Raw genomic sequence first — 21,881 nt, forward strand, 5'->3', positions numbered from 1 at the left:
CGCCGCCATCAAGGCGGCGCTGCCGGCCAGCCGCCGCTCTAGGCCGAGATGTTCTTCTTCGCATCCCACTTGAACTCGACCGGGGCGCCGAGAGAGCCGTCGGCCTTCTGTTCCTTGTAGGTCATCTTAACCTTGGCGAAGTTGAGCGCCAGCTGCTCCATGGGGATGCTCGACTCGGCGCTGTCGTGCCCGGCCGTGTTGATGGAGGAAATGATGATGTCCTCGAACTCGTAGACCAGGTACTCCTCCTGCTTGCCACCCGCCTTCCTCACGGTGAGCTTGCCCTTGGGGATGTGCTCGCCCTTGGCGCATTTGAGATAGAGCGTTGGGCTCGCCTTGTTCATCCTCATGGTGAAGACGATGTCCTGCAACTGCACCTTGCCGGCGCCGGCGCCGCCACCGTAATGGGCGGTGCCCGACTGGCTGGCGCCCCAGGAAAACGACAGAATGTCGATTTCCTCCTTATGCTTGTCGTCGTGCGATTCGCCCTTGATGCCGTCAAGCTTCAGAAAGTAGTCGACTGATGCCATCGTAGGTCTCCAACGGTTATCTGCAGCCCGGCTCGACCCTAGACACTGAAGGCCCTCGCCCTCGCGTGCCGCCACTGCGGCATCGGGCGGACCTTGTGCGGCAGGGCCCCGGCCCTGCCGTCGTTGTCAGGCACCTTTCACTGATTAACAGGTGCCGGAAGGCGGGATACGAGACTCAGGCCGACATCCATGCCTTCGAGCTGGTAGTGGGGCCTGAGATAGAATTTCGCCGCGTAATAGCCCGGGTTTTCCTCGTTCTCGAAGATGTCGATGCGCGCGTCCGCGAGCGGTCGCCGCGCCTTCGTCTCTTCTGTCGAATTGAGGGGGTCGCCGTCCACATATTCGAAGATCCAGTCCTGCAGCCACTTCTTGAGCTGCTCCTTCTCCTTGGTGGATCCGATCTTGTCGCGCACCATGCACTTCAGGTAGTGCGCGAAGCGCGAGACGGCGAACATGTAGGGCAGGCGCGCGGAAAGGTTGTCGGATGCCGTCGCCTCGACCCCGTTGGGCCCGAAATAGGTCTTGGGCTTGTAGAGCGACTGGGCGCCGATGAAGGCCGCCTTGTCGGTATTCTTGCGGTGGACCAGCGGGATGAGCCCCGCCTTGGCGAGTTCGGCCTCGCGCCGGTCACTGATGGCGATCTCGGTGGGGCATTTGAGGTCGACGCCGCCGTCGTCCGTGGGGAACGTGTGGGTGGGCAGGTTGACGACCTCGCCGCCCGACTGCACGCCGCGGATGCGCGTGCACCAGCCATATTCCTTGTAGGCGCGGTTGATGTTGACCGCCATGGCATAGGCGGCGTTCATCCAGGCGTATTTCTCGCCCTTGTGCCCGTCCGTCTCCTCCTCGAAGGCGAATTCCTCGACCGGCTCGGACTTGGCGCCGTAGGGCAGGCGCGACAGAACGCGCGGCAGGCAGAGCCCGACATAACGCGCATCGGGGGAATCGCGCAGCGATTTCCAGGCCGCATAGTCCGGCGTGTCGAAGATCTTGCCGAGGTCGCGCGGATTGGCGAGTTCCGTCCAGGCGTCCATACCGAGCAGCGTCGGATCGGCCCCGGCGAAGAAGGGCGTATGGGCCGCGCCCGCGATCTTGCTGAGGTCGCGCAGCAATTGCACGTCGGTCGGCGTGTGGCTGAAGTGATAGTCGCCGATCAGGCAGCCGTAGGGCTCGCCGCCCAATTGACCGAACTCGTGCTCATAGACCTTCTTGAACAGCGGGCTCTGGTCCCAGCGCGCGCCGGGAAAGAGGCGCAGGTTGCGGTAGATCTCGTTCTTCGAGATGTTCATCACCCGGATCTTGAGGGTCGCGTCCGTCTCGGAATTGAAGACGAGATAATGGAGGCCGCGCCAGGCGCTCTCGATCTGCTGGAACTCCGGCGCATGCAGGATCTCGTTCATCTGCGCCGTCAGCTTCTCGTCGATGCGCGCGATCATGCTCTCGATGGTGTCGAGCACGTCCTCCTGGATCACGCTGGTGTCGGCGAGAGCCTGCTGCACCAGCGTCGCGACGGCATTCTCGACTTCCGTCGCCGCCCGCTCGGTGCGGGGCTTGAAGTTCTGCTTGAGGATCGAAGCGAATTCATCGGCATCGCGCGTCGTTACGACGGCTTCGTTCGCTTGCCGTTCGGGTCCAGCTGCTGTGGCCATGGCACTCTCGCCTTACTCTTGCGCTTCGCTCTTGGCTGCCTCGCTCCCGCCCGGCGCGGAGGCGAGCCGCTCCTTGAGGGCGAGCATCAGCTGCGGATCGGCCAGAAGGGCCTTGATCTGGTCACTCGCCGCCGCCTTCCCGTCCATGTAGCGCAGGAGGTTGGCGAGTTGCTCGCGCGCCGCGAGGAGCCTTGCGAGCGCCGGCACCTGCCGCGCGATGGCGGCCGGACCGAAATCCTCCATCTTGCGGAAGCGCAGGGTGACGGAGAGCCTCTCGCCATCTTCAGTGCCGAGCCTGTTGGCGACCTTGAAGGACACGCCCGGCTCGATGGCCGCCATGCGCTGATCGAAGTTGTCCATGTCGAAGTCGAGGAAGTTCCGGTCCGCGATGTCGGGCTTTTCCATGCCGGCGTCGTTGCCGGACAGGTCTGCCATCACGCCCATGACGAAGGGCAGCTCGATCTGCCGCTCGGCGTCGTAGGGATCCTCGTAAGAAATGTGCACGCGTGGCGCGCGGTTGCGACGGATGAACTTCTGTCCGGAGTCTGCAGCCATCGGATATCCCCTTCTGCGCGTCAGCGCGTCCGTCAGGGCGCAATTACTCGGATTGCCCACGGGCAACTCGACGAGCCAAGAAGAGCAACGTCGTTTTCGCAAGCACGGCGTCAGTCTTCGGCATCGGATGACCTTAGCTGATCCGATAATACATCTTTTAGCAGACCGAGGAAATCGCGCTGTGCGAGCCCGCACGCGCGCTCGGTCAGGAGCGGAATGGGGCTCGAGGGTTCCGCAGCGCGGTAATATGTGCCGACCGCTTCGATGAGCGTGAGCGCCTCGCGCCGGCTCGTCGCCGCCAGCTGCGGCCGCGGCCCGCCGGCGTCGTTCGCGGACGGCGCCGTTCCCGGAACAGTCGCGGCTTGTCCCCTGCCCGGATCTTCGTCGCCGTCCTCGCCGCCCATCGCCAGAGAAGCGGCCTCGTCCTCCAGGGGACCGCCGTCGTCCGGCAGGAGGCCGGCCAGGCGCTCCAGCGGCAGTTCCAGGACTTGGCGGCTGCCGATTTGGAAAGCGGCCCGATCGGTGAACTCCGGCATCAGGATGCGAACCACGTCGGCGAAGGATTTGCCGATCAGCTCTCGCGCAAGGCCGACAAGGAGGATGGCCGGGTTCGACGGTTCCGCGCGGCGGAAATAGGCTGCTGCTGCGGCGAGCGCGGCGGAGGCTTCGTGCGGCGCGGCGATGACCGCAGTTGCCGGACCGGGGCCGGCGAGTGGCCGCGGCGCCTCGCTCGGCGAGTTATCCTGCGCCTTGGTGGGCGGAGCGGACCCGGCACCGGGATCCCGCCGGGCAACGGCCTCGTCGAGAAGCTTGAACATGGCGTCCGCCAGGGGGGACAGCCGCTCGAAGCTCACCGCCTCCGCGGCGCCGACATTCTCCAGCGTCACGAGGCGGATGCCCGCGAGTGCCGAACGCAGGACGGCGAGGGCATCGCGCGTCGAGACGAGGTCCGTCAGAGGCGTCTCGGTGAAGGCGGCCTCGATTGCGGCGACTCCGGGAGCGTCCTCGCCGTCCCGCGGTTCGGCGACGCCGCTTGCCACGAGGTGGCCGCGATAGCTGATCGCGCCGAAGCGGCGGCTGTGGGCGATTGGCACATGCTGAAGCGGCATGACCACCGTCGGCATGTCGTCGAGGGTTTGCAGCGCCGCGCAGCGCAGCGTGAAGTCGCCATCCTCACCGGCGGGATGCACCTCGCCCCAGCGCTCGGTTAGCAATGAGGCGATTCCGGCGAGGCAGGCAGCAAACTGGTCGAGATCGCGGTTGAGGATGAGGAGCTTGGCCAGCAGCACCAGGAGGCGCAGGTCGCGCGTGCCGGCGAGCAGGCCGGCGAGAGCCGAAATCTCCGCCGGGATGTCGATGCTCCCCCTGTCGAAGGGTACGAGCCGGCCCTCGGCGTCGTGGCTGAGGAAGGAGGCCGGCAGCAGGCCCTCGAGGCGGGCGACGAAGTTCATGTAGTTGGCATCGCCCGCGAGCTCGAGGTCAGGCCCGCAGGGCGCATCCTGCGAGACGGGGGCGGTGAGGGTGGAAAAGTCGATCTCCGGCATCGGCGGGCGAAGTTCCTTGCGAGGGGGCACCGAAATGCCGGAGATCGCGGCTGCAGCTCTTGCCGAGCGGAGAGCGTCTTCGCCGAAACGGACCTTCGGTTCTTCGCCGGCCGGCGTCCATTTCGGCGGCAAATGCTCTAGCGGATCTCCAGGCGCGTCTCGACGCGCCGGTTGGCGGCATCATAGGGGTTGGCCGTGCGCGGCCGTGTCTTGCCATAGCCTCTCGCCGTCAGCCGCGAGACGTCGATGCCCTTCTCGGTGAGATAGCGCACCACGGAACTCGCCCGGCGCTCCGACAGGCCGAGATTGTAGGCCTCGCTGCCGGTCGCGTCCGTATGCCCCTCAACGAGGAAGGTGGCGGTGGCGAGCCTTTGGTCGTTGAGCGCCTTGGCGAACTCGTCGAGGTTGCGACGCGCCTCGCGCGTCAGCACGTCGGAGTTGTAGTCGAAGGTCACGACGAGATCGAAGGGCTCTACCACCGGCTTGGCCGGGGCGGGCTTGCACTCGGCCTCGGTGCCGATGCACAGCCCGCGGGTCGCGCCGAGCTCCGGTTGCGGCGCGAAGTGCCGGATGATGTCGTTGGCATTGTAGGCTGTCTGCGCCGTTGCCGTTTGACAGAGGGGAACAAGCAACGCAAGCGCGAATACTGTAGGGACCTTGCTGCGCATGGGAGCACACCCGGTCTTTGACTGCTCGACGATGCTCCCATTTTCCTATATTGTCAAGTTCCGTACGTGCGCCACAACACGCGTCGAAGGCTGATCCATGAGCACCGATCTCAGTCAGGCACGGCGTATTGCTTCCTTCAAGACACCACTAGGCGACGATGCATTCGTCTTAACTCGCTTCGATGCTCGTGAGGGGCTGAGTGAACTATTCGAATACAGGATAGATGCTCTGAGTAAGCAGCGAAGCGCCAATCTCGAGCCATTCCTGGGCGAGAAGTGCTCCGTCAGCTTCCGGTTGCGCGACGGCAGCGAGCGGCATTTCAACGGCATTGCAGCCGAATGCCAACGTCTCGACGTGCGCGAGCACGAACAGGTCTACCGTTTTGTGCTCAGGCCCTGGTTGTGGCTTCTGTCTCAGAAGGCGACTTGCCGGATCTTCCACAACAAGCGTGCACCCGAGATCATTTGTGACGTTCTCGACAATGAAAGGGGCGCCCGCTACGAGTTGCGTCTGTCGGACGATTACCAGTTGATGGATTATTGCGTCCAGTATCGGGAGAGCGACCTCGACTTCGTGCAACGCCTCATGGAGGAGCACGGGATTTACTATTACTTCAAGCATACGGCCGACGGGCACACGCTGGTGCTGGCGGATTCCCGATCGGCGCACGAGGAACTGCGCCCCTCGGCGGCGCGCGGCGGGGCGCCGGCTGACGGTGCCTTTCCCTTCCTGCCGCGCGGGATGCACGATCAGCGTCAGTGCGAGCACCTCACGCATTGGCTCAGCGAGCGGCGTCTGCGAACCGGGCGCGTCGAGCTCAACGACTACGACTACACGAAGTCTGGCGCCGACCTGAAGCGTTCCAGGGAGGAGGGAGCCGCCCGGGCCAGGGCCTACGAGCTTTACGACTATCCCGGTCGCTACACCGATCGCAAGGACGGCGAACGCTTCGCCGAGATCCGTGTGCAGGCGGCGCAGGCGCAGGACGACAAGCGCCATGCCAGCGGCGATGCCGTGAGCCTCTATCCCGGGGCTCTGGTGCGCGTCGGCGAGGTGCCCGGCGAGAGCTACAAGGGCGACTATCTCGTGACCAGCGCCCGGCACGGCTTCTCGACCGAGGCCTACCGCTCGCAGGCGGGCTCGGGCGAGGACGAGATCTACAGCGGCTCCTACGAATTCCTGCCGACCGAGCGCCGCTTCCGCGCGCCGCTGGTGACGCCGCGGCCGGTCATCACCGGCCTGCAGACGGCCAGGGTCGTCGGCGAGAACCGTGAGGAAGGCGAGGAGATCGACGTCGACAAGTACGGCTGCATCTATGTCCAGTTCCACTGGGACAGGGACGACAAGACGACGTCGCGCCGCGTGCGCGTCGCTCAGATGTGGTCGGGCAAGGGCTGGGGCGGGCAGGTCATCCCGCGCGTCGGTCAGGAGGTCGTCGTCGCCTTCCTCGAGGGTGACCCGGACCGGCCGCTCGTCGTGGGCACAGTCTACAACGACGAGCACGACCTGCCTTATGAGTTGCCGGCGAACAAGACCGTCTCGGGCCTCAAGTCCAATTCCACGAAAGGCGGCGGGGGCTACAACGAGCTGAAGTTCGAGGACAAGAAGGGCGAGGAGGTCGTCACGCTGCACGCGCAGAAGGACCTCGCCTCCGTAATCCGGCACCAGGAGACGCGGGAGATCGGCCAGGATCTCAAGAAGCCGACCGGCGATTTCGCACGCAAGACAACCCTGAAGAAGGGCGACGATCACCTCGACATCGACCAGGGGTGCCTCTACGTCACGGCGAAGCTGAAGATCCGCTTCAAAGTCGGCATGAGCACGATCACGATGGATCCGACGGGGGTGACCATCAAGTCGCCGACCGTGACGGTGAAGAGCACGAAGACCAGCGTGAAGGGTGACGCGACCGTCGTCATCAAGGGTGGCATCGTCCAGATCAACTGAGGCCGGCCATGCAGCGGGTGCGCTTTCCCACGGCGAAAAGCTTGTTCGAGGCCTTTCCGGAAGCGGGGGAGGACATCGCCGCCCCGCCTACGGAAGAGCCGCCGCTCACCTTCGCCCGCCGTCTCGCAGCAGGCGAGACGCCGGAGGAGGCGATCACCTTCTGCGCCTATCTCCTGCCGCGGCGCGAGGCGGTCTGGTGGGCATGCCGGTGCGTCCGGGCGCTCGTGCCGCAGTCGGCCGGAGAGGAGGCGGCAGCGCTCGCCGCCGCCGAAGACTGGGTGCGCGAGCCGGAGGACGGGCGGCGCCGCGCCGCCCTCGCCCTCGGTTCGGCCGGCGACCACGGCCGCCCGGCCACCTGGGCGGCGCTGGCAGCGGCCTGGTCCGGCGGCAGCCTGGTGGAAGGGCACACGGTGCCGTGCCCGCCCCACCTCACCGCCAAGGCGGCGCAGACTGCCGTCCTTACGGCACTGGCACATGTGGATGCGCACGAGCGCGGCGGCCAGATCGCGGCCTGTCTCGAAACCGGGCTGTCGCTGCTGACGCCCGACGGCGAGAGGCGCTGAGCCGATACAACCGGCGCGCAAATTGGTCTAGGATCGGCAGGCGATGCGACGTGCGCGGCGCCGATGCGAGGAGGGCGAGCCCGGCGATGGCCCTGACGCTCACGATCGAGAACATGGCCAGCCTGCCCGACGGCGGCCCGCTCAGCGTCTCCGTCTCCGGCCCCCGCGGGCTCGATATCGGTCGCGACCAGCACCTCGACTGGACCCTGCCGGATTCGACCCGCACCGTCTCCGGCAAGCATTGCGAAGTGCGCTATCACGACGGTGCCTACTGGCTGACCGACGTGTCGACCAACGGCACCTATCTCAATGGCTCGGGGCAGCGCATGCAGTCGCCGCACCGGCTGCGCCATGGCGACCGCATCGAGATCGGCGACTACATCATCGCGGTCGCGCTCAATGCGACCGAGCCGGCGTCGCTGCCGGCAGAGGAAGCCCCCGGACCGTCTGCACGCGCGACCGGGTTCTGGAACAGCGCGCCCGATGCCGCCCCCCCCGCGCCGCGGCGCGACTTCCAGCCGGCGCGCGAGTTGCGTCCCGTGCGGCCGGATTTTCTCGACTGGGCGGTCGAAACGCCCGATGTCGCCGCGGCAGAGCGTGGCGCTGGTGCGGCAGGGCCGGCTCCTGCCCGTAGCGGCGTCCCTGCCGGCGAGGATCTGTCCTGGGCGGCGGCGCCCGTGCCGCAGCCACCGGCCGTTGCGCCCGTGCCGCCCGTCCCGACGCCGCGTCGGCCGCCGGCGCCTGCAGCTGCCAATCCGTGGAGCGAGCCGCCGGAGCCGTCGTCCGCGCCGCCCCCCGCACAGGAGCCTGCGCGTGCGGCAGAGCAGGGGCCGCCACCAGCGGTGCCGTTTCCTGCCGCGCAAGGCGCCGATTTCCTCGCCCGCTTCGCGCGCGGCGCCGGCCTGCCCGAGGAGGCGCTTGCCGGCCGTGATGTGGGCGAATTCGCGGAGCATCTCGGCGTGCTCATGCGCCTCGTCGCCGACGATCTCAAGCAGTTGCTCGCCGCCCGCGCCGAGGGCAAGCGCCTTGCCCGCAGCGCCAGCCAGACGACGATCCAGGCCGTCGACAATAACCCGCTCAAATTCTCGCCAACGGTGGACGATGCGCTGCGCCGGATGTTCGGGTCGCCGGAGAGCGGCTATCTCGATGCGCGGCAGACGCTGGCGCAGAGCTTTCGCGATCTCAAGATCCACCAGGTGAAGACCTATTCGGCCATGCAGCATGCGTTGCGCCTGCTGATGGAAGATCTCGCCCCCGAAGCCATCGACGAGGCGACCGGGGATGTGGGGATCGGCGGCCTCATCGGCTCGCGCAAGGCGCGGCTGTGGGATGCTTATGTTGCGCGCTGGCAGGCGAAGACGGCGCCGCACGAGCATGGCCTCGTCGATGCCTTCATGGTTTATTTCGCCGAATGCTACGACAAGGGCAGACGGGGCGGCTGAAGCGCGTCCCTTTGTGGGCCTGCAGTCAGGACCGGCCGAGGATCTCGTCCATCTTGTGCGGCTGCAGTTCCGGTGGCACCTCGTCGAGGCTCGCCTCATAGCGCATGAGGATGCGAATCTGATCGTGCACGTCCCATTGTGACTGGCCAGCTTCCGCGATTTCCTCCAGATTCACGATATTGCGCTCGATGTCGTAGACGGGTGAGGGCACCGATGGGCGCGATCGCTTCTGCTCCTCAGCAGCCGCATAGGCGGCGCGGGCGCCAGGAACCCACAGCGTGCGGTAGGCCTCGGCAATGTCCTGCCGGAGCGGAGCGTGGCCACGCAGCACGTATTCGGCGGCGGCGCGGAAGGCCTCGGTCAGGCCTTTGTTCTCGGCGGCGCTGTCGGCCTTGTTGAAATTGGCGGGCAGGGCGCGCACCTCGGCGAAGAGCGACTGCAGGGTGCGAGCACGGGTGATGTCCTTGAAATAGAGCCAAGGATAGCGGCCGTCGACCATGACCTGCCCTGGCAGCACGTGCGCCGCCTGGCGTGGGCGCCGTTCGCGGAAATGCTGCCACCGCGCCTCTTCGCATGTGACGCGGGGAAGGGGCGACAATGCCAGCGAGCGGTTCTGCGCATCGCGCAGCAGCGCGAGCCAGCACAGCACCTTCACGACATGGCCGTTGCGCGTCTCGGCATGGGATTTCGCGAGCTGCGGATCGCTCCCGAAATGCTCGACGGTCTGATGCGTGAACCGCGCCGCCTTGGCAGCCTCACGATCGGGAACCCTGCGCATGGCCATCGTGCTTCTCCCTTGCCGCGGCCCCCGCAGTCATCAACCTTCGTTCGCGCGGCCCCGCCGTGCGCCACGGCACGCGTTACGGACCGATGATGACGGTCGGCAGACCCATGGCGATCTTGTTGGGCGGGCCCACCGCCTCAACGATGGTGTCGCCCATGCGGCAGGCTGCGAGATTGTTGATGAGCACCGTCATCGAGCCGTCAACGACGACTCCCGGTCCATGCGGCGGGATCGGGAGCGGTGTCGCGCACAAGTGAATGTCGGCGCCGCCAGCGGCTGCGGTGATGGTCGATCCCATCGCCGTGGCGGCGGCGGCCTTGGCCGCTTCTTCCGCGGCCTTGGCCGCGGGGGCGCCCGGCGTGCCGGCGGCGGCGATCGTCGCGGCCTCGGCAGCGCGGATGGTCGCTTCCGACGCCGCCTTGGCCGACTGGATGGCGGCCGCGGCTCCGGCGATGACGCCGCGCCAGGCCGGCAGGCCGCCGATGAATACCGTGGGGCTGCCCGGCCCAGGCGACAGCAGGCCCGGCAGAGGATGGAGAACCGGGTCTGTGACCCGCGCGGCGAAACCTTTCGGCATCCGGCGATCCCCGACAAATGGGCTTCAGGGCTCGTGCGCGCCCGCACGTCAGTCATCTTGCGCCCGGGCCAACGTGCGATCAAGCGCACTGCTTGCGCGACGACTTCGGCCGGCCCCGCGACAACCTGCAGGCGACAGGTGACGACGGGGCGGGTGCAGTCTATACTTCTTCGGCGAGACCGGCGGGAAAGCAAATGTCCTGGTATAGCAAGGTCGTTTGGTCGGAAGGTCTCTTCCTGAGGCCGCATCACCTGCAGCAGAGTGATCGTTACCTCGAAAATCTGGTCGAGAGCCGCATCCGCCATATCACGCCCTATCCCTGGGGCTTTTCCGCGCTCGAAATCGACCGGGATCTCGCGCAGCAGAGCAAGTTCGGCCTGCGCCGGGCGAGCGGCGTGATGCCGGATGGCACGCCCTTCAGCGTGCCCGACAACAGTCCCTTGCCTGCGCCGCTCGACGTGCCGGAGGATGCCACCAAGCAGGTGGTGTGGCTGTCGCTGCCGGTCGCCGCGCCCAACACGCGCGAGGTTGAGGACGGCGAGGCCGACAGCGCGAGCCGCTTCGTCTCGGCGAGCGCCCTCATGATCGATTCCACCTCGCCGCTCAGGGTCGAGGAGGAGATCGACGTCGCCTATCCGCGCCTCGCCTACGAGCTGCGCCGGACGCCGAAGCCGGGCTTCGTCAACCTCGCCGTGGCGCGCATCCTCGAAGTGCGCGACCGGGCGGTCATCTTCGACGAGAAATTCGCGCCGCCGGTGCTGACGTGCAGCGCCCATCCGGTCGTCGACGGCTGGATCGACCGCGTCATCGGCTGGATGGACAACAAGCTCGAGGAACTCGCCCGCTATGCCGCCGACCCGACGGCGGGCGGCGGCCTGCAGAGCGCCGACTATCTCATCCTGCAGCTGCTCAACCGGCACATCCCGGTGCTCAAGCACTTCCGCCGCTCGCGCTACGTGCATCCCGAGCGGCTCTACGAGGAACTGCTGCGCATTGCCGGCGAACTCGCCACCTTCGTCACGGCCGAGCGGAGGGCGCGCGACTACCAGGCCTATGACCACGACGACCTCGAGCCGGTCTTCGCGCCGGTCATCCGCGACATCCAGGACTTCCTCAGCGCTCAGATCGGTCGCCGCGCCATCCGCCTCGAGATCGTCGAGCGGGCGCACAATGCCTTCACCTCGACCATCCGCGACCGGGCGCTGTTCCGCAACGCGACGCTCGTGCTGGAAGTGGCGGCACAGCGACCGCTGACGGAGATCCAGAACCAGTTCCCGCATCTCTTCAAGGTCGGGCCCAACACCAAGATGAACGAGATCGTGCATGCCCACCTGCCGGGTGTGCCGCTCATCCACCTGCCGACGCCGCCGCCGCAGATTCGGGCGATCACCGATCACGTCTATTTCTATCTCGACCGCACCTCGCCGTTGTGGCCGGAGTTCAGCACGGCGACCTCCATCGGCATGCATTTCTCCGGTGACTGGCCGGGCCTCGAGCTCGAACTCTGGGCGGTGCTGGAGGGGCGGCGATGAGCGGCGACGACAACGGCCCGCGCGATCCCTTCGGGCGCAGCGAGCGCACCATCATCCGGCCGCGGCCGGCCGGGCGCGGCCCGGCGGCGCCGCCTCCGAGCGCCACGCCTCCACCGGCCACGCCTCCACCGCCGGCGGCGAGCCCGCCTCCAGGACAGAATGCGGGCGACGAGTGGGTCGCCGCCGTCCCGCCGCCGCAGGCCGCGGGCGGGGAGCGGCAGGAGGGGCGGGCCCGGGCGCTCGTGCTGCGGCGCGAGGAACTTCTCACCCCGAACGACAATCCCCTCATGCGGGCCGCCGGGCCGCTTCTTCTCCTTCTCGGCGAATTGCGGGTGGGCACGCTCAGGGCGCCCTACGCCCAGCTGATGGAACAGGTGGCCGACAGCATCTCGGAATTCGAGCGCGACGTGCGCGCAGCAGGTCTTCCCGCGGACGAGACGCGCGTCGCCAAATATGTGCTTGCGGCCACCGCCGACGACATTGTCCAGAACATTCCCGGCGAGGATCGGCATGTGTGGACGCAGTACAGCATGCTGAGCCGCTTCTTCGGCGAACGCGTCGGTGGCGTGCGCTTCTTCGACGAATTGGAGCGGGCGAGGGCCGATCCGAGCGTCAACTACGCCCTTCTCGAGCTCATGCACGCGTGCCTTGCTCTGGGCTTCCAGGGCGTGCACCGCACCTCGGCCGGCGGAGTGGCGGCGCTGCAGCAGATCGAGCGCAGTCTCTACGAGACGCTGCGCCGTGTGAAGCGGGCGAATGAGGAACTGTCGCCGCGCTGGCAGGGGCAGGCCGTTCCGGCGGAGGCGGCTCGCCTTCGGGTGCCGGTGTGGGCCGTCGCCTCGCTTGCCGGGGTCGTCCTTCTCGGTCTCTTCCTCCTTCTGCGCAGCCTACTCGGCAATGATGCCGAGGCCGTCGCGGCATCGCTCATCGCCGTCCACCCGACCTCCGAGATCGGCATCCAGCGGCGCGTCTTCTCGGCGCCGCCGCCTCCGCCGCCCTCCGCCCAGGCGAGCCGACTGCAGCAGGACCTCCAAGGCGAGAAGATCCTCGTTCAGGAGAGCGGCAACAAGGTGCTCATCCGCATCTCCGACCTGCCGCTGTTCGCGCCGGGGCAGGCGATGGTGCGCGACGAGTTCAAGCCGCTTCTGGCGCGCATCGCGGCGGCGGTGGAGAAGGAGCCGGGAACGGTCAAGATCGTCGGCCACACCGACAATGTGCCGATCCGCACCGTGCGCTTCCCCTCCAATTTCGTACTGTCGCAGGAACGGGCGAAGGCGGTCGCCGACGTCATCAAGGCGCAGCTCACCAATCCGGGCCGCGTCGCCACCGAGGGCAAGGGGGCCGACCAGCCCATCGCCTCCAATGCCACGGCGGACGGGCGCGCCAAGAACCGTCGCGTCGAGATCCTCATCGAGCGGAGCCATTGACGTGCCATGCCCGCAGCAGACGCCAGAGGGACAAGCAGAGGCCGCCTGACGCTGGCAGGTGCGCTGGCGCTCGGCGCGACGCTCGCCGGGCTCGTGGCCTTCGGCCTGCTGGTGTGGCTGGCGGGGCCGCTCCTCGCCTTGGGCGAGATACGGCCGCTGGAAGATGCCTGGGCGCGTGCCGCGCTCATCGGCATCGTCGTGCTCACCGTCGCAGGGCTTCTTGCCTGGCGCCTCTACCGGCGCCGGAAGGCGAGCCGCGAGCTGGAGGAGGGGATTGCCGCCAAGGCGACGGAGGAGAGCGACGCCGAGGCCCTCAAGGAGGGGATGAAGGATGCGCTCGCCACCCTCCGCCAGTCGAAGGGCGGCAGCGGCGACTATCTCTACGATCTGCCATGGTACCTCATCATCGGCCCGCCCGGGGCCGGCAAGACGACGGCGCTGATCAATTCCGGCCTCAAGTTCCCCCTCGCGCGCGGGGGCACGCCGCAGGCGGTCGCCGGCGTCGGCGGCACGCGCTACTGCGACTGGTGGTTCACCGAGGAGGCCGTGCTGATCGACACCGCTGGCCGCTACACGACGCAGGATAGCGACGCCAAGGGGGACCGCGCGAGCTGGCTTGCCTTCCTCGATCTCCTCAAGGAGAACCGGCCGAAGCAGCCGATCAACGGCGTCCTCGTCGCCATCAGCGTCGAGGATCTCCTGACCGCCGGCTCGGAGGAGATCACCGCCCATGCGGGGGCGATCCGCAAGCGGTTGATGGAGCTCAACCAGCGCCTCGGCGTCGATTTTCCCGTCTATGCGCTCCTGACCAAGACCGATCTCGTCGCCGGCTTCCGGGAGTTCTTCGGCAGTTTCACGGAAAGCCAGCGCCGCATGGTCTTCGGCCATACGTTCCAGACCGGCGACAGGACGCGCAATATGATCGCCGACGTGCCGGGGGAATATGACGCGCTGATCGCCCGGCTCAACGAGCTGCTGCCGGACCGCCTGCACGAGGAGCCGACGCCCCAGGCGCGGGTCGCCCTCTTCAGCTTTCCGAGCCAGATGGCGACGCTGAAGCGGGCGGTGGTCGACTTTCTCGACCGCGTCTTCGAGCCGACACGCTATCATGTCAATGCGACGCTGCGCGGTTTCTACTTCACCTCCGGTACGCAACAGGGCACGCCGATCGATCAGCTCATCGGCACGCTCGCGAGAAACTTTGGTGCCGAGGCCGCGGCGGGCGCGGCCTATTCGGGTCTTGGCAAGAGCTATTTCCTGACGGATCTCTTCCGCAAGGTCATGCTGGGCGAAGCCGGCTGGGTGTCGACGAATCGTGCCGCCGTGCGGCGCGCGCGGATGCTGCGGGCGGCCGCCTTCGGCGTGATCGCCGCCGCCGTCGTCGCCGCCGGCGCCCTGTGGTGGCTGAGCTACAGCAGGAACCGGGACCTCATCGCCTTCTCCGGCAATGCCGTTGCCGAATATCGCGAGATCGCCGCGCCCGTGCTGCGCGAGACGACGGTGGTGGAGCGCGACTTCGGCAAGATCCTGCCGCTTCTGCACAAGCTGCGTTACATGCCGGCCGGCTACGCCCAACGGGACGAGGCAACACCGCTTGCCGCCACCTTCGGCCTCAGCCAGCGCGAGCGCCTGCAGTCCGCCTCCGAGACCGCCTATCACGCGGCGCTCGAGCGCGTGCTGCGCTCGCGCCTCATCTTCCGTCTCGAAGAGCAGATCGAGGCCAATCGCAACAACCCGAGCTTCCTCTACGAGGCGCTCAAGGTCTATCTGATGATCGGCGGCCAGGTGCCGACCGACGCCGATTTCGTGCTCGCCTGGATGCGGCGTGACTGGGCGGACAATCTCTTTCCTGGCGCCGCCAACGCACGCGGCCGCGAGGCGCTGGAGGAGCACCTCCTCGCCATGCTGGAGCTCGAGACGGGCGAGGCGACGATTGCGCTCAATAACGCGCTCATCGAGGACGCGCAGCGGACGCTGGCGCGGATGAGCCTCTCCGAGCGGGCCTACGAGTTGCTGAAGTCGCAGGCGCGCGGCCAGAGTCACAAGGACTGGGTGGTCGCCTTCCGCGGCGGGGCGGACACCGCCCTCGTCTTCGAGGGCACGGGCGGCGAGGACCTCGAAAGCATCCGCGTGCCCTATTTCTATACCTACGACGGCTTTCACGAGGCTTTGATCGCCCGCCTGCCGGACATCGGCGCGCAGGTCGAGCGCGAGCGCTGGGTGCTCGGCCCCGCCGGCCAGCAAGCGGCGGTGGCGACGCAATACCAGACGCTCTTCCAGGATATCCTGCGCCTCTATACGCGCGATTTCGTCGCCGCATGGCAGCAGGCTTTGCTGCGCCTCAAGCTGCGTCCGCTGACGGCGGACAAGCCGCAATATGTCGCACTGAGCGCGGCTGCGGCTGCGACCTCGCCTATCAAGCAATTGCTCGAATCGATCCGCGACGAGACCAGGCTGACGCGCGAGCGCCCGGCGGCGCCTGCCGATAGCGCCAGCAACGGCAAGGCAGCCGCGATGGCCATCGACGCGGCAGCGCGGGCTGCTTCGCAGCTTGGCGGTTCAGTCGGGCGCATCGGCTCTGCGGCCGGGCGCGTCGGTTCCATCGCCGGGCAGGCTGGCGTCGGCCAACGCGTGACTGGCGGGGCGGCCGGCCCGGCCCCCATCTCCTCCGATGGCCAGGCGCCCGGCGCCAATATCGAGGCGCTGTTCAAGCAGTTCCACGTGCTCGTTGATGGCGATCTCGGCCGCCGGCCGGTCGACCAGTTGCTGCAGAGCCTCAGCGAGATCAACCAGAACCTCGCCGTCTCGGCCATCAACCCGGCCCAAGCGACGCAGGCCAACAACGCGCTCGTGCCGCAGATCGCGGTGCTGCGGGCCACGGCCTCGCGCTTTCCCGCGCCGTTCGACCAGATGATCCGCTCGGCGGCGGGCGATTTCGAGGGTGATGCGGCCGGCGCTTCGGTGGTCAATTTGCAGCAGGCGCTCGCCGATCAGGTGACGCGCGTGTGCCAGCAGATCGTTACCAACCGCTATCCCTTCGTGCGCGGCAGCGGGCGCGAGGTGCCGCTTGCCGATTTCGCACGCCTCTTCGCCCCCGGCGGCATCATGGACCGTTTCTTCAGCCAGAACCTCGCATCCTATGCCGATCAGTCCGCCGCCCAATGGACGTGGCGGGGCGACAACCGGGTGGCGCAGTCGCTCTCGGCGGCGACATTGCGGGAATTCCAGCGTGCGGCGCAAGTGCGTGACGCCTTCTTCCCCACCGGCGGCAATATGCCGTCCTTCACCATGGCGGTGACGCCGCTGACGCTCAGCGGCGATGCGCAAAGCGCCCAGCTGGAGATCAACGGCACGGTTGTCGCGAGCCAGCAGGGCGTCAACACGCCGACCAACGTCAACTGGCCGGGCGGCGGCATCGGCCGCACGTCGATCACCCTCGGCGGCGGCTTCTTCAGCGAGGGAGCACGGCTGGAGCGGCAGGGCACGTGGTCCCTCTTCCGGCTGCTTGATGCGGGCTCCGTCCTGCGGCGCGGCGACAGCATCGTCGCGAGCTTCCTCGTCGGCGGCCGCGAGGTGTCCTACCAGTTCAACGTCGGCTCGCTGCTCAACCCGCTCGTGCTCCCGGCGCTCCGGGAGTTCCGCTGCCCGACGGGGCTGTGACATGCGCCTCGGCCTCTTCGGCAAGCTGCCGGCCAAGCGGGACTTCGTCGCCACCGGGCTGCCGCGCGACCTCATCGGCCTGTGGGAGAAGTGGATGGAGGGCGGGCTATCGACCAGCCGCCTCAGGCTCGGCGCGGGCTGGCAGGAGGTGTTCCTGAAGGCGCCGCTGTGGCGCTTCTGGCTCGGCGCCGACCTCTGCGGCGCGACCGTCGCTGGCGTCTTCATGCCCTCCGTGGATGGGATCGGCCGCTATTTTCCGCTCAGCGTCTTCGCCGTGGCGGAGGCGGGCGAGGCCTGTCCCCCGCCCGAGCTCGACCCGCAGGATGGATGGTTCGCTGGGGCCGAGGAACTCCTGCTCTCGGCGCTCGCCGAGGGCGCCACCTACGAAGGCCTGCTTGCCGCGCTCGCCACCTTGCGCCCGCCGGTCGCGCACCTTGTGCTGCCGCCACCGGAGGGGATGATGCGCCTCGCCGATGGCAGCGTCGCGATCAGGGCGCCGCTTGCCGCCCTGCCCGAGACGCTGGCTGCCCTCCGTGTCGAGGATTATGCTCGCGCTTATGCCGCTGCCAGCATGTGGTGGACGGCAGGCGGACCCGGCTTTCCTCCCCTGCTGCTAGTGGCCCGGCGCATGCCGGACCCGCATCTCTTCGCCGGCATGCTGACAGGCGCCTTCGACCGAGCCATTGCGTGACGGAGCCGCTACCGATGCACCAGATGGCCGCAACGTTCGAAACCGGTGCCGCCACTCATACCGGCAAGGTGCGGAGCCTCAACGAGGACCGTTTCCTCGCCCGGCCGCAGGCCGGCTTGTGGGCTGTGGCCGATGGCATGGGCGGCCACGAAGGCGGCGAAATCGCCAGCGCCGCTCTCATGACTGTGCTCGAAACCATCGGCGCGCCGGCATCGGCGCCCGATCTCCTCGCTCGCCTGGAGGATCGGGTGCTGCGCGCCAACCGGCAGCTCCGGGAGATGAGCCGCGCGCGTGGTGGCGTTCTCGGCACGACGCTCGCGGCGCTGCTCGTCTTCGACCGCGATCAGGCCTGCGTCTGGTCGGGCGACAGCCGCATCTATCGCGTGCGCGACGGCTCCATCGCGCAGCTCACGCGCGACCACAGCGAGGCGCAGGAGATGGTGGACCTGGGGCTCCTGACCGCGGACGAGGCGCGCGTCTGGCCGCGGCGCAACGTGATCACGCGGGCCATCGGCGTTAGCGATGAGCCGGAGCTCGAGATCCACCAGGGCCGGGTCGCGCCGGGGGACATCTTCGTTCTGTGCAGCGACGGGCTTACCGCCCATGTTGCAGACGAGGAGATCCTCGCCCATGTCGCCGGCGCGCCGCCGCAGGTGGCCTGCGATGACCTCATCGCGCTGACGCTGGAGCGCGGGGCGAGTGACAACGTCACTGTGGTGGCGGTGCGCTGCATGCCCGGGCCGCGGGCGGGAGGCTAGCCATGGACGAGAAGACGCGCATCGCGCCGGCCCGCCAGCGCATCGTCGCGGGCACGCGCCTCAACGACATCTACGAGATCGAGCGGCTCGTCGCGGTCGGCGGCATGGGCGAGGTCTACAAGGGCCATGCCATCCAGACGGGCGATGCGGTCGCCATCAAGACGATCCGGCCGGATCTTGCCGAGAACGAGGCGGCCATCGCGCTCTTCCGCAAGGAGGCCTCGGCGCTGCACGAGCTCTATCACGAGGCCATCGTGCGCTATTTCGTGTTCTCGCGCGACCCGGTGCTCGATCTCACCTATCTCGCGATGGAATTCGTCGACGGGCAGGCGCTGTCGGAGCGCGTGAAGGCGGGGCCCCTCAGCTTTGCCGAGGTCGACCTGCTGCGCCGCCGCGTCGCCGCCGGCCTCGCCGCCGCGCACGAACTCGGCATCATTCACCGCGACCTCTCGCCCGACAACGTCATCCTGCCCGGCGGCAACGTGGGGCGCGCCAAGATCATCGACTTCGGCATCGCCCGCTCGACCAGGCTCGGCGAGGCGACGGTGATCGGCAGCGGCTTCGCCGGCAAGTACAACTATGTCTCGCCCGAGCAACTCGGCCTCCACGGTGGGGACGTCGGGCCGAAGTCCGACATCTACAGCCTCGGGCTCGTCTTGGCGGAGGCGCTCCTCGGCCGGCCGCTCGACATGGGCGGCAGCCAGAGTGCGATCGTGGAGAAGCGCCGGGCCGTGCCGGATCTTGCCGGCATCGATGCGCGCATGCGGCCGCTCATCACGCGCATGCTGCAGCCACGGCCAGAGGACCGGCCGGCCTCCATGGCCGAGGTCGCCGCCTGGCAGCCGCCGGCGGAGAAGGCTCCTGCCGGGCGCCGGCCGCTGGCCCTTGCCGGGCTCGCCGGCGCGGCGGCTGTGGCGGTTGCAGCCGGGATCGCGGGCATGCCGCTGCTGCAATCGCTGCTTGGTCCGCAACTCGGCGTACGCAGGGTCGAAGCCCCGGTGCTGACGCCGGCATCGCGCCCTCCGAACGTGGAGGAAAGCGCGGCGCAAGGCGAACAGCCCGCCCTCGTACCCGACGACGGTGCGCCGACGCAGCAGGACACAGCGACTCTGCCAGTGCCGCAGGCCGCCCCGGCGGCCGAGACTGTCGCGCCTCCCGCGCCCCCGCCAGCGCAGTCTGCGCCACCTGCCGCACCAGAGCCTCTCGCAACGGAGGTGGACAGCACGCCTCAGGAGGCGCCTGCTTCAGCTGCAGCTCCAGCGCCGGCTCTGCCCCCGGCTCAGCCAGCGGAGGGACGGCCCGAGGCCGGCAGCGCCGATCCGCCGCCGCTGCTTCCGGCCCCGTCGCAGAGCAGGACCGATGTTGCCGCGCGGCCGGCACAGCCGGAGCTCGTTCCCACGACGCCTGCCGTGACGGCGCCCGCGCCGGCCGGGCCGGTGCCGCGCATCGCCGAGATCACGCGCTATATCGACGAATACAGCGGCGGGGACTGCTTCTTCCTCAATCCCGTGGAGGTGAGCGCCAATGCCGCGCAGGTGGAGGGCTACGGCGCCGCGACGCAGCCCTTCGTGGCGTTCGACGAGGCCTTCCGGCAGGTCAACGGCTTCGAGGCGCAGATCAGCCTTCGGCAGGTGACGGGGGCGCAATGCCCGCTCGTCGCCTTCCTGCGCCAGATGGGACCGCTGCGCGGGGAGCCGCCGCGGCTCGACATCGTCGCCTTCAGCCTGCGCAGCGGCGAGACGCTGAGCGGCACGGTCGCCGGTACGGATGGCCGCGAGGTCACGGTGCTGCTCGTCTCCGACGACGGCTATGTGCACAACCTGGCGAGCTTCCTGAAGAAGGACGCCGAGGCGCTGTCCTTCAGCCTGCGCGTCGAGCGCACCAGCGGCACCGGGGCCCGGCCGCAGGTGGTCCTCGCACTCGCGAGCCCGGCGCCGCTCGCCACGCTTGCGGGCGGCAAGACCCTGGATGCAGCGACGCTCTTCCCGCTGCTTTTTGCCGAGATCGACCGGACGGGCCAGAAGGTGGGCGTCGCGGCGAAGTACTTCAGGCTGGAGGAATAGGCCTCAATCGACGCGTTTGCCCGGCGCCGGCTCCACGGCCGCCTGGATGCGCTTGACCTCGCGGTAGCGGGCGAGGCGCACCGAGATCATGGCCTCGAACTTCTTGTGCACTTCGGCGAGGGAGAGGGTGCCGCCGGCCTTGTCGTAGAAGATTGGCCGGTTGGCTTCCGCGGGCTTGGGCAGGAGCTCCGCGGCCACCCGGTCGGGCGCGCCTTCCATGGCGTCGATGAACAGCTCGGCACCGCCCGGGCCGAGGAAATGGACGAGATAGACCTCTCCGCCGGTTAGCGGCCGGCCGATGCGGCGTTCGATGCGCAGCGTGTCGCGCTTCAGCATCTCGGCGGCCAGCAGTGCCGAGAGATAGGGCTCGCGGCGCAGGTCGAGGATGCGGGCGCGCTCGCCGGGGTCGGCGACGACATGGCGCCGGTCGACGCGCTGGATGAGCGCCGCCTCGCCGGCGAGACCGTGCTTGGCGCCGAAGTCCTTCACCACACCGAGCCAGGTGCTCTCGATGAACTGGTAGAGGCCCGTTGCCGAGGAGGTCTTGGCCTTCACCTCGGTTGCGAAACTCGATTCCTTGTCTGCGACGGCCATGAGCAGGGAAGGATCGGCTCCGACCACGCGGGCGGCGCGCACGATCGTCTCGACGAGGTGGCGGCGGATCTTGATGGGGCCGAAGGTGAGGATCTGGTTGGCGTTGCCGGGGGAGGTGACGATGGGGTCCGCCCGCTCCTGCGGCACGATGGTCGGCTCTTCCTTCTCGATGAAGTCGACCGCCTGCTGGGCGGCGGCGAGATCGTCCTCGACGGCGGAGAGCAGAATCGAGGGCGGGGTCGGCGCCGCGACCAGCGCCGGCGCGCTGTCGGACGGCACTGTGGCGCTTTCCTGCCGCAGCGCAAGCACGGCGGTGCCGATGGCCGCCACGACGATGAGGCCGCTCGCCGCGGCAACGAGATGATGACCACGAAGGCGCGCCCGCACGGGCGCCACGGCTTCCTGCGTTGCCAGAGCGGAGGGATCAGCAGTCGGTGATGCCGCTGCCGCGCCGCCGTCTCCCACGCGCTTGGCTATGGCAACGTACCATCCGACGAGGGGGCCGGCGGCGTCCGCGGCCGCGAGGCGCTTCAAGGCGTCGTGCATGTATCGTGCGGTGCCGGCCGGGCAGCCGAGCCGGCGCTGTAGAGCCCGTGCCGAGGGGCCGCCGTTGCGACCGCTGCCGAGCTTCACGGCGAAGAACCAGTCCGACAGTGCAATGCGCAGCGGCTCGAAGGGCGTGCCGACGCAGGGGTAGAGGGCGTGCCCGCAGGCGCGGCAGGCGAAGGCGCGGTGCTTCACGTCGCGCACGAAGCCGCCGTTCCTGCCGCAGGCCGGACAGTCGATGGCGGTGCCGCCGAAGCGCAGCGCCATGATGGTGTCGAGACAGGCGCTTTCCGGGAACGCTGCCCGGAACTGCCTCAGGGCGTCGTCCATGTCTGCCGTCCCCGCCCCTC

Annotated in this window: 17 protein-coding genes; 9 read left to right on the top strand and 8 right to left on the bottom strand. The window is 68.3% G+C overall.

Annotation, left to right across the window (positions count from 1 at the left end; translation table 11 throughout):
• Nucleotides 1–38: 38 nt before the first annotated feature.
• From P2T65_RS16320 to P2T65_RS16340, 5 genes are all read right to left on the bottom strand, one after another.
• Nucleotides 39–530 (bottom strand): type VI secretion system tube protein Hcp, encoded by a 492-nt coding sequence (locus tag P2T65_RS16320; protein ID WP_276200208.1) that lies wholly within the window; start codon nt 528–530, stop codon nt 39–41.
• 137 nt (nt 531–667) lie between these two features.
• The gene (gene tssC / locus P2T65_RS16325) at nt 668–2,179 is read right to left on the bottom strand and encodes a type VI secretion system contractile sheath large subunit (protein ID WP_055460460.1); all 1,512 of its coding nucleotides are present in this window, start codon (nt 2,177–2,179) and stop codon (nt 668–670) included.
• A gap of 12 nt (nt 2,180–2,191) precedes the next feature.
• A complete protein-coding gene (gene tssB, locus P2T65_RS16330) occupies nt 2,192–2,734 on the bottom strand; it encodes a type VI secretion system contractile sheath small subunit (protein WP_082831600.1) in 543 nt (180 codons plus the stop codon).
• A 110-nt stretch (nt 2,735–2,844) separates the two neighbouring features.
• Nucleotides 2,845–4,278, bottom strand: coding sequence for a type VI secretion system ImpA family N-terminal domain-containing protein (locus P2T65_RS16335; RefSeq protein ID WP_276200209.1), 1,434 nt, complete (start codon nt 4,276–4,278; stop codon nt 2,845–2,847).
• A gap of 137 nt (nt 4,279–4,415) precedes the next feature.
• Nucleotides 4,416–4,946 carry an OmpA family protein gene (locus tag P2T65_RS16340; protein ID WP_055460462.1) on the bottom strand — a complete coding sequence of 177 codons (531 nt, stop codon included), beginning with the start codon at nt 4,944–4,946 and terminating at the stop codon, nt 4,416–4,418.
• 97 nt (nt 4,947–5,043) lie between these two features.
• On the opposite strand from P2T65_RS16340, the gene tssI reads away from it, so the two are divergent.
• From tssI to tagH, 3 genes are all read left to right on the top strand, one after another.
• On the top strand, nt 5,044–6,894 hold the full coding sequence (gene tssI / locus P2T65_RS16345; RefSeq protein WP_276200210.1) for a type VI secretion system tip protein TssI/VgrG: 1,851 nt from the start codon (nt 5,044–5,046) through the stop codon (nt 6,892–6,894).
• A 41-nt stretch (nt 6,895–6,935) separates the two neighbouring features.
• Nucleotides 6,936–7,457, top strand: a complete 522-nt coding sequence (locus P2T65_RS16350) for a hypothetical protein (protein WP_245280600.1) — start codon at nt 6,936–6,938, stop codon at nt 7,455–7,457.
• Between the two features lie 86 nt (nt 7,458–7,543).
• Nucleotides 7,544–8,899 carry a type VI secretion system-associated FHA domain protein TagH gene (gene tagH / locus P2T65_RS16355; protein WP_276200211.1) on the top strand — a complete coding sequence of 452 codons (1,356 nt, stop codon included), beginning with the start codon at nt 7,544–7,546 and terminating at the stop codon, nt 8,897–8,899.
• Between the two features lie 25 nt (nt 8,900–8,924).
• On the opposite strand, the gene P2T65_RS16360 is transcribed toward tagH, so the two are convergent.
• Complete coding sequence (locus P2T65_RS16360) at nt 8,925–9,683, bottom strand: hypothetical protein (protein WP_063187092.1); 759 nt, start codon at nt 9,681–9,683, stop codon at nt 8,925–8,927.
• 76 nt (nt 9,684–9,759) lie between these two features.
• A complete protein-coding gene (locus P2T65_RS16365; protein WP_276200212.1) occupies nt 9,760–10,260 on the bottom strand; it encodes a PAAR domain-containing protein in 501 nt (166 codons plus the stop codon).
• 194 nt (nt 10,261–10,454) lie between these two features.
• On the opposite strand from P2T65_RS16365, the gene tssK reads away from it, so the two are divergent.
• From tssK to P2T65_RS16395, 6 genes are read left to right on the top strand one after another with little or no spacing between them, the layout of a single operon-like run.
• On the top strand, nt 10,455–11,792 hold the full coding sequence (tssK, locus tag P2T65_RS16370; protein WP_276200213.1) for a type VI secretion system baseplate subunit TssK: 1,338 nt from the start codon (nt 10,455–10,457) through the stop codon (nt 11,790–11,792).
• Entirely contained in the window at nt 11,789–13,219 is a 1,431-nt protein-coding gene (gene tssL, locus P2T65_RS16375; RefSeq protein WP_276200214.1) for a type VI secretion system protein TssL, long form, read from the top strand. Before tssK ends, tssL begins: the two co-directional genes overlap by 4 nt.
• Before the next feature lie 6 nt (nt 13,220–13,225).
• Nucleotides 13,226–16,879, top strand: a complete 3,654-nt coding sequence (gene tssM, locus P2T65_RS16380; RefSeq protein WP_276200215.1) for a type VI secretion system membrane subunit TssM — start codon at nt 13,226–13,228, stop codon at nt 16,877–16,879.
• Between the two features lies 1 nt (nt 16,880).
• The gene (gene tagF, locus P2T65_RS16385) at nt 16,881–17,570 is read left to right on the top strand and encodes a type VI secretion system-associated protein TagF (protein ID WP_071924224.1); all 690 of its coding nucleotides are present in this window, start codon (nt 16,881–16,883) and stop codon (nt 17,568–17,570) included.
• A gap of 23 nt (nt 17,571–17,593) precedes the next feature.
• The gene (locus tag P2T65_RS16390; protein ID WP_245282587.1) at nt 17,594–18,328 is read left to right on the top strand and encodes a protein phosphatase 2C domain-containing protein; all 735 of its coding nucleotides are present in this window, start codon (nt 17,594–17,596) and stop codon (nt 18,326–18,328) included.
• A 2-nt stretch (nt 18,329–18,330) separates the two neighbouring features.
• Nucleotides 18,331–20,391 carry a serine/threonine-protein kinase gene (locus tag P2T65_RS16395; RefSeq protein ID WP_276200217.1) on the top strand — a complete coding sequence of 687 codons (2,061 nt, stop codon included), beginning with the start codon at nt 18,331–18,333 and terminating at the stop codon, nt 20,389–20,391.
• Nucleotides 20,392–20,394: 3 nt separating this feature from the next.
• Here P2T65_RS16395 and P2T65_RS16400 read toward each other — a convergent pair whose 3' ends face one another.
• A complete protein-coding gene (locus P2T65_RS16400; RefSeq protein WP_055460472.1) occupies nt 20,395–21,861 on the bottom strand; it encodes a transposase in 1,467 nt (488 codons plus the stop codon).
• Nucleotides 21,862–21,881 lie beyond the last annotated feature (20 nt).

The sequence above is a fragment of the Chelatococcus sp. XZ-Ab1 genome (genome assembly GCF_029309855.1).
GTDB lineage: Bacteria > Pseudomonadota > Alphaproteobacteria > Rhizobiales > Beijerinckiaceae > Chelatococcus_A > Chelatococcus_A sambhunathii.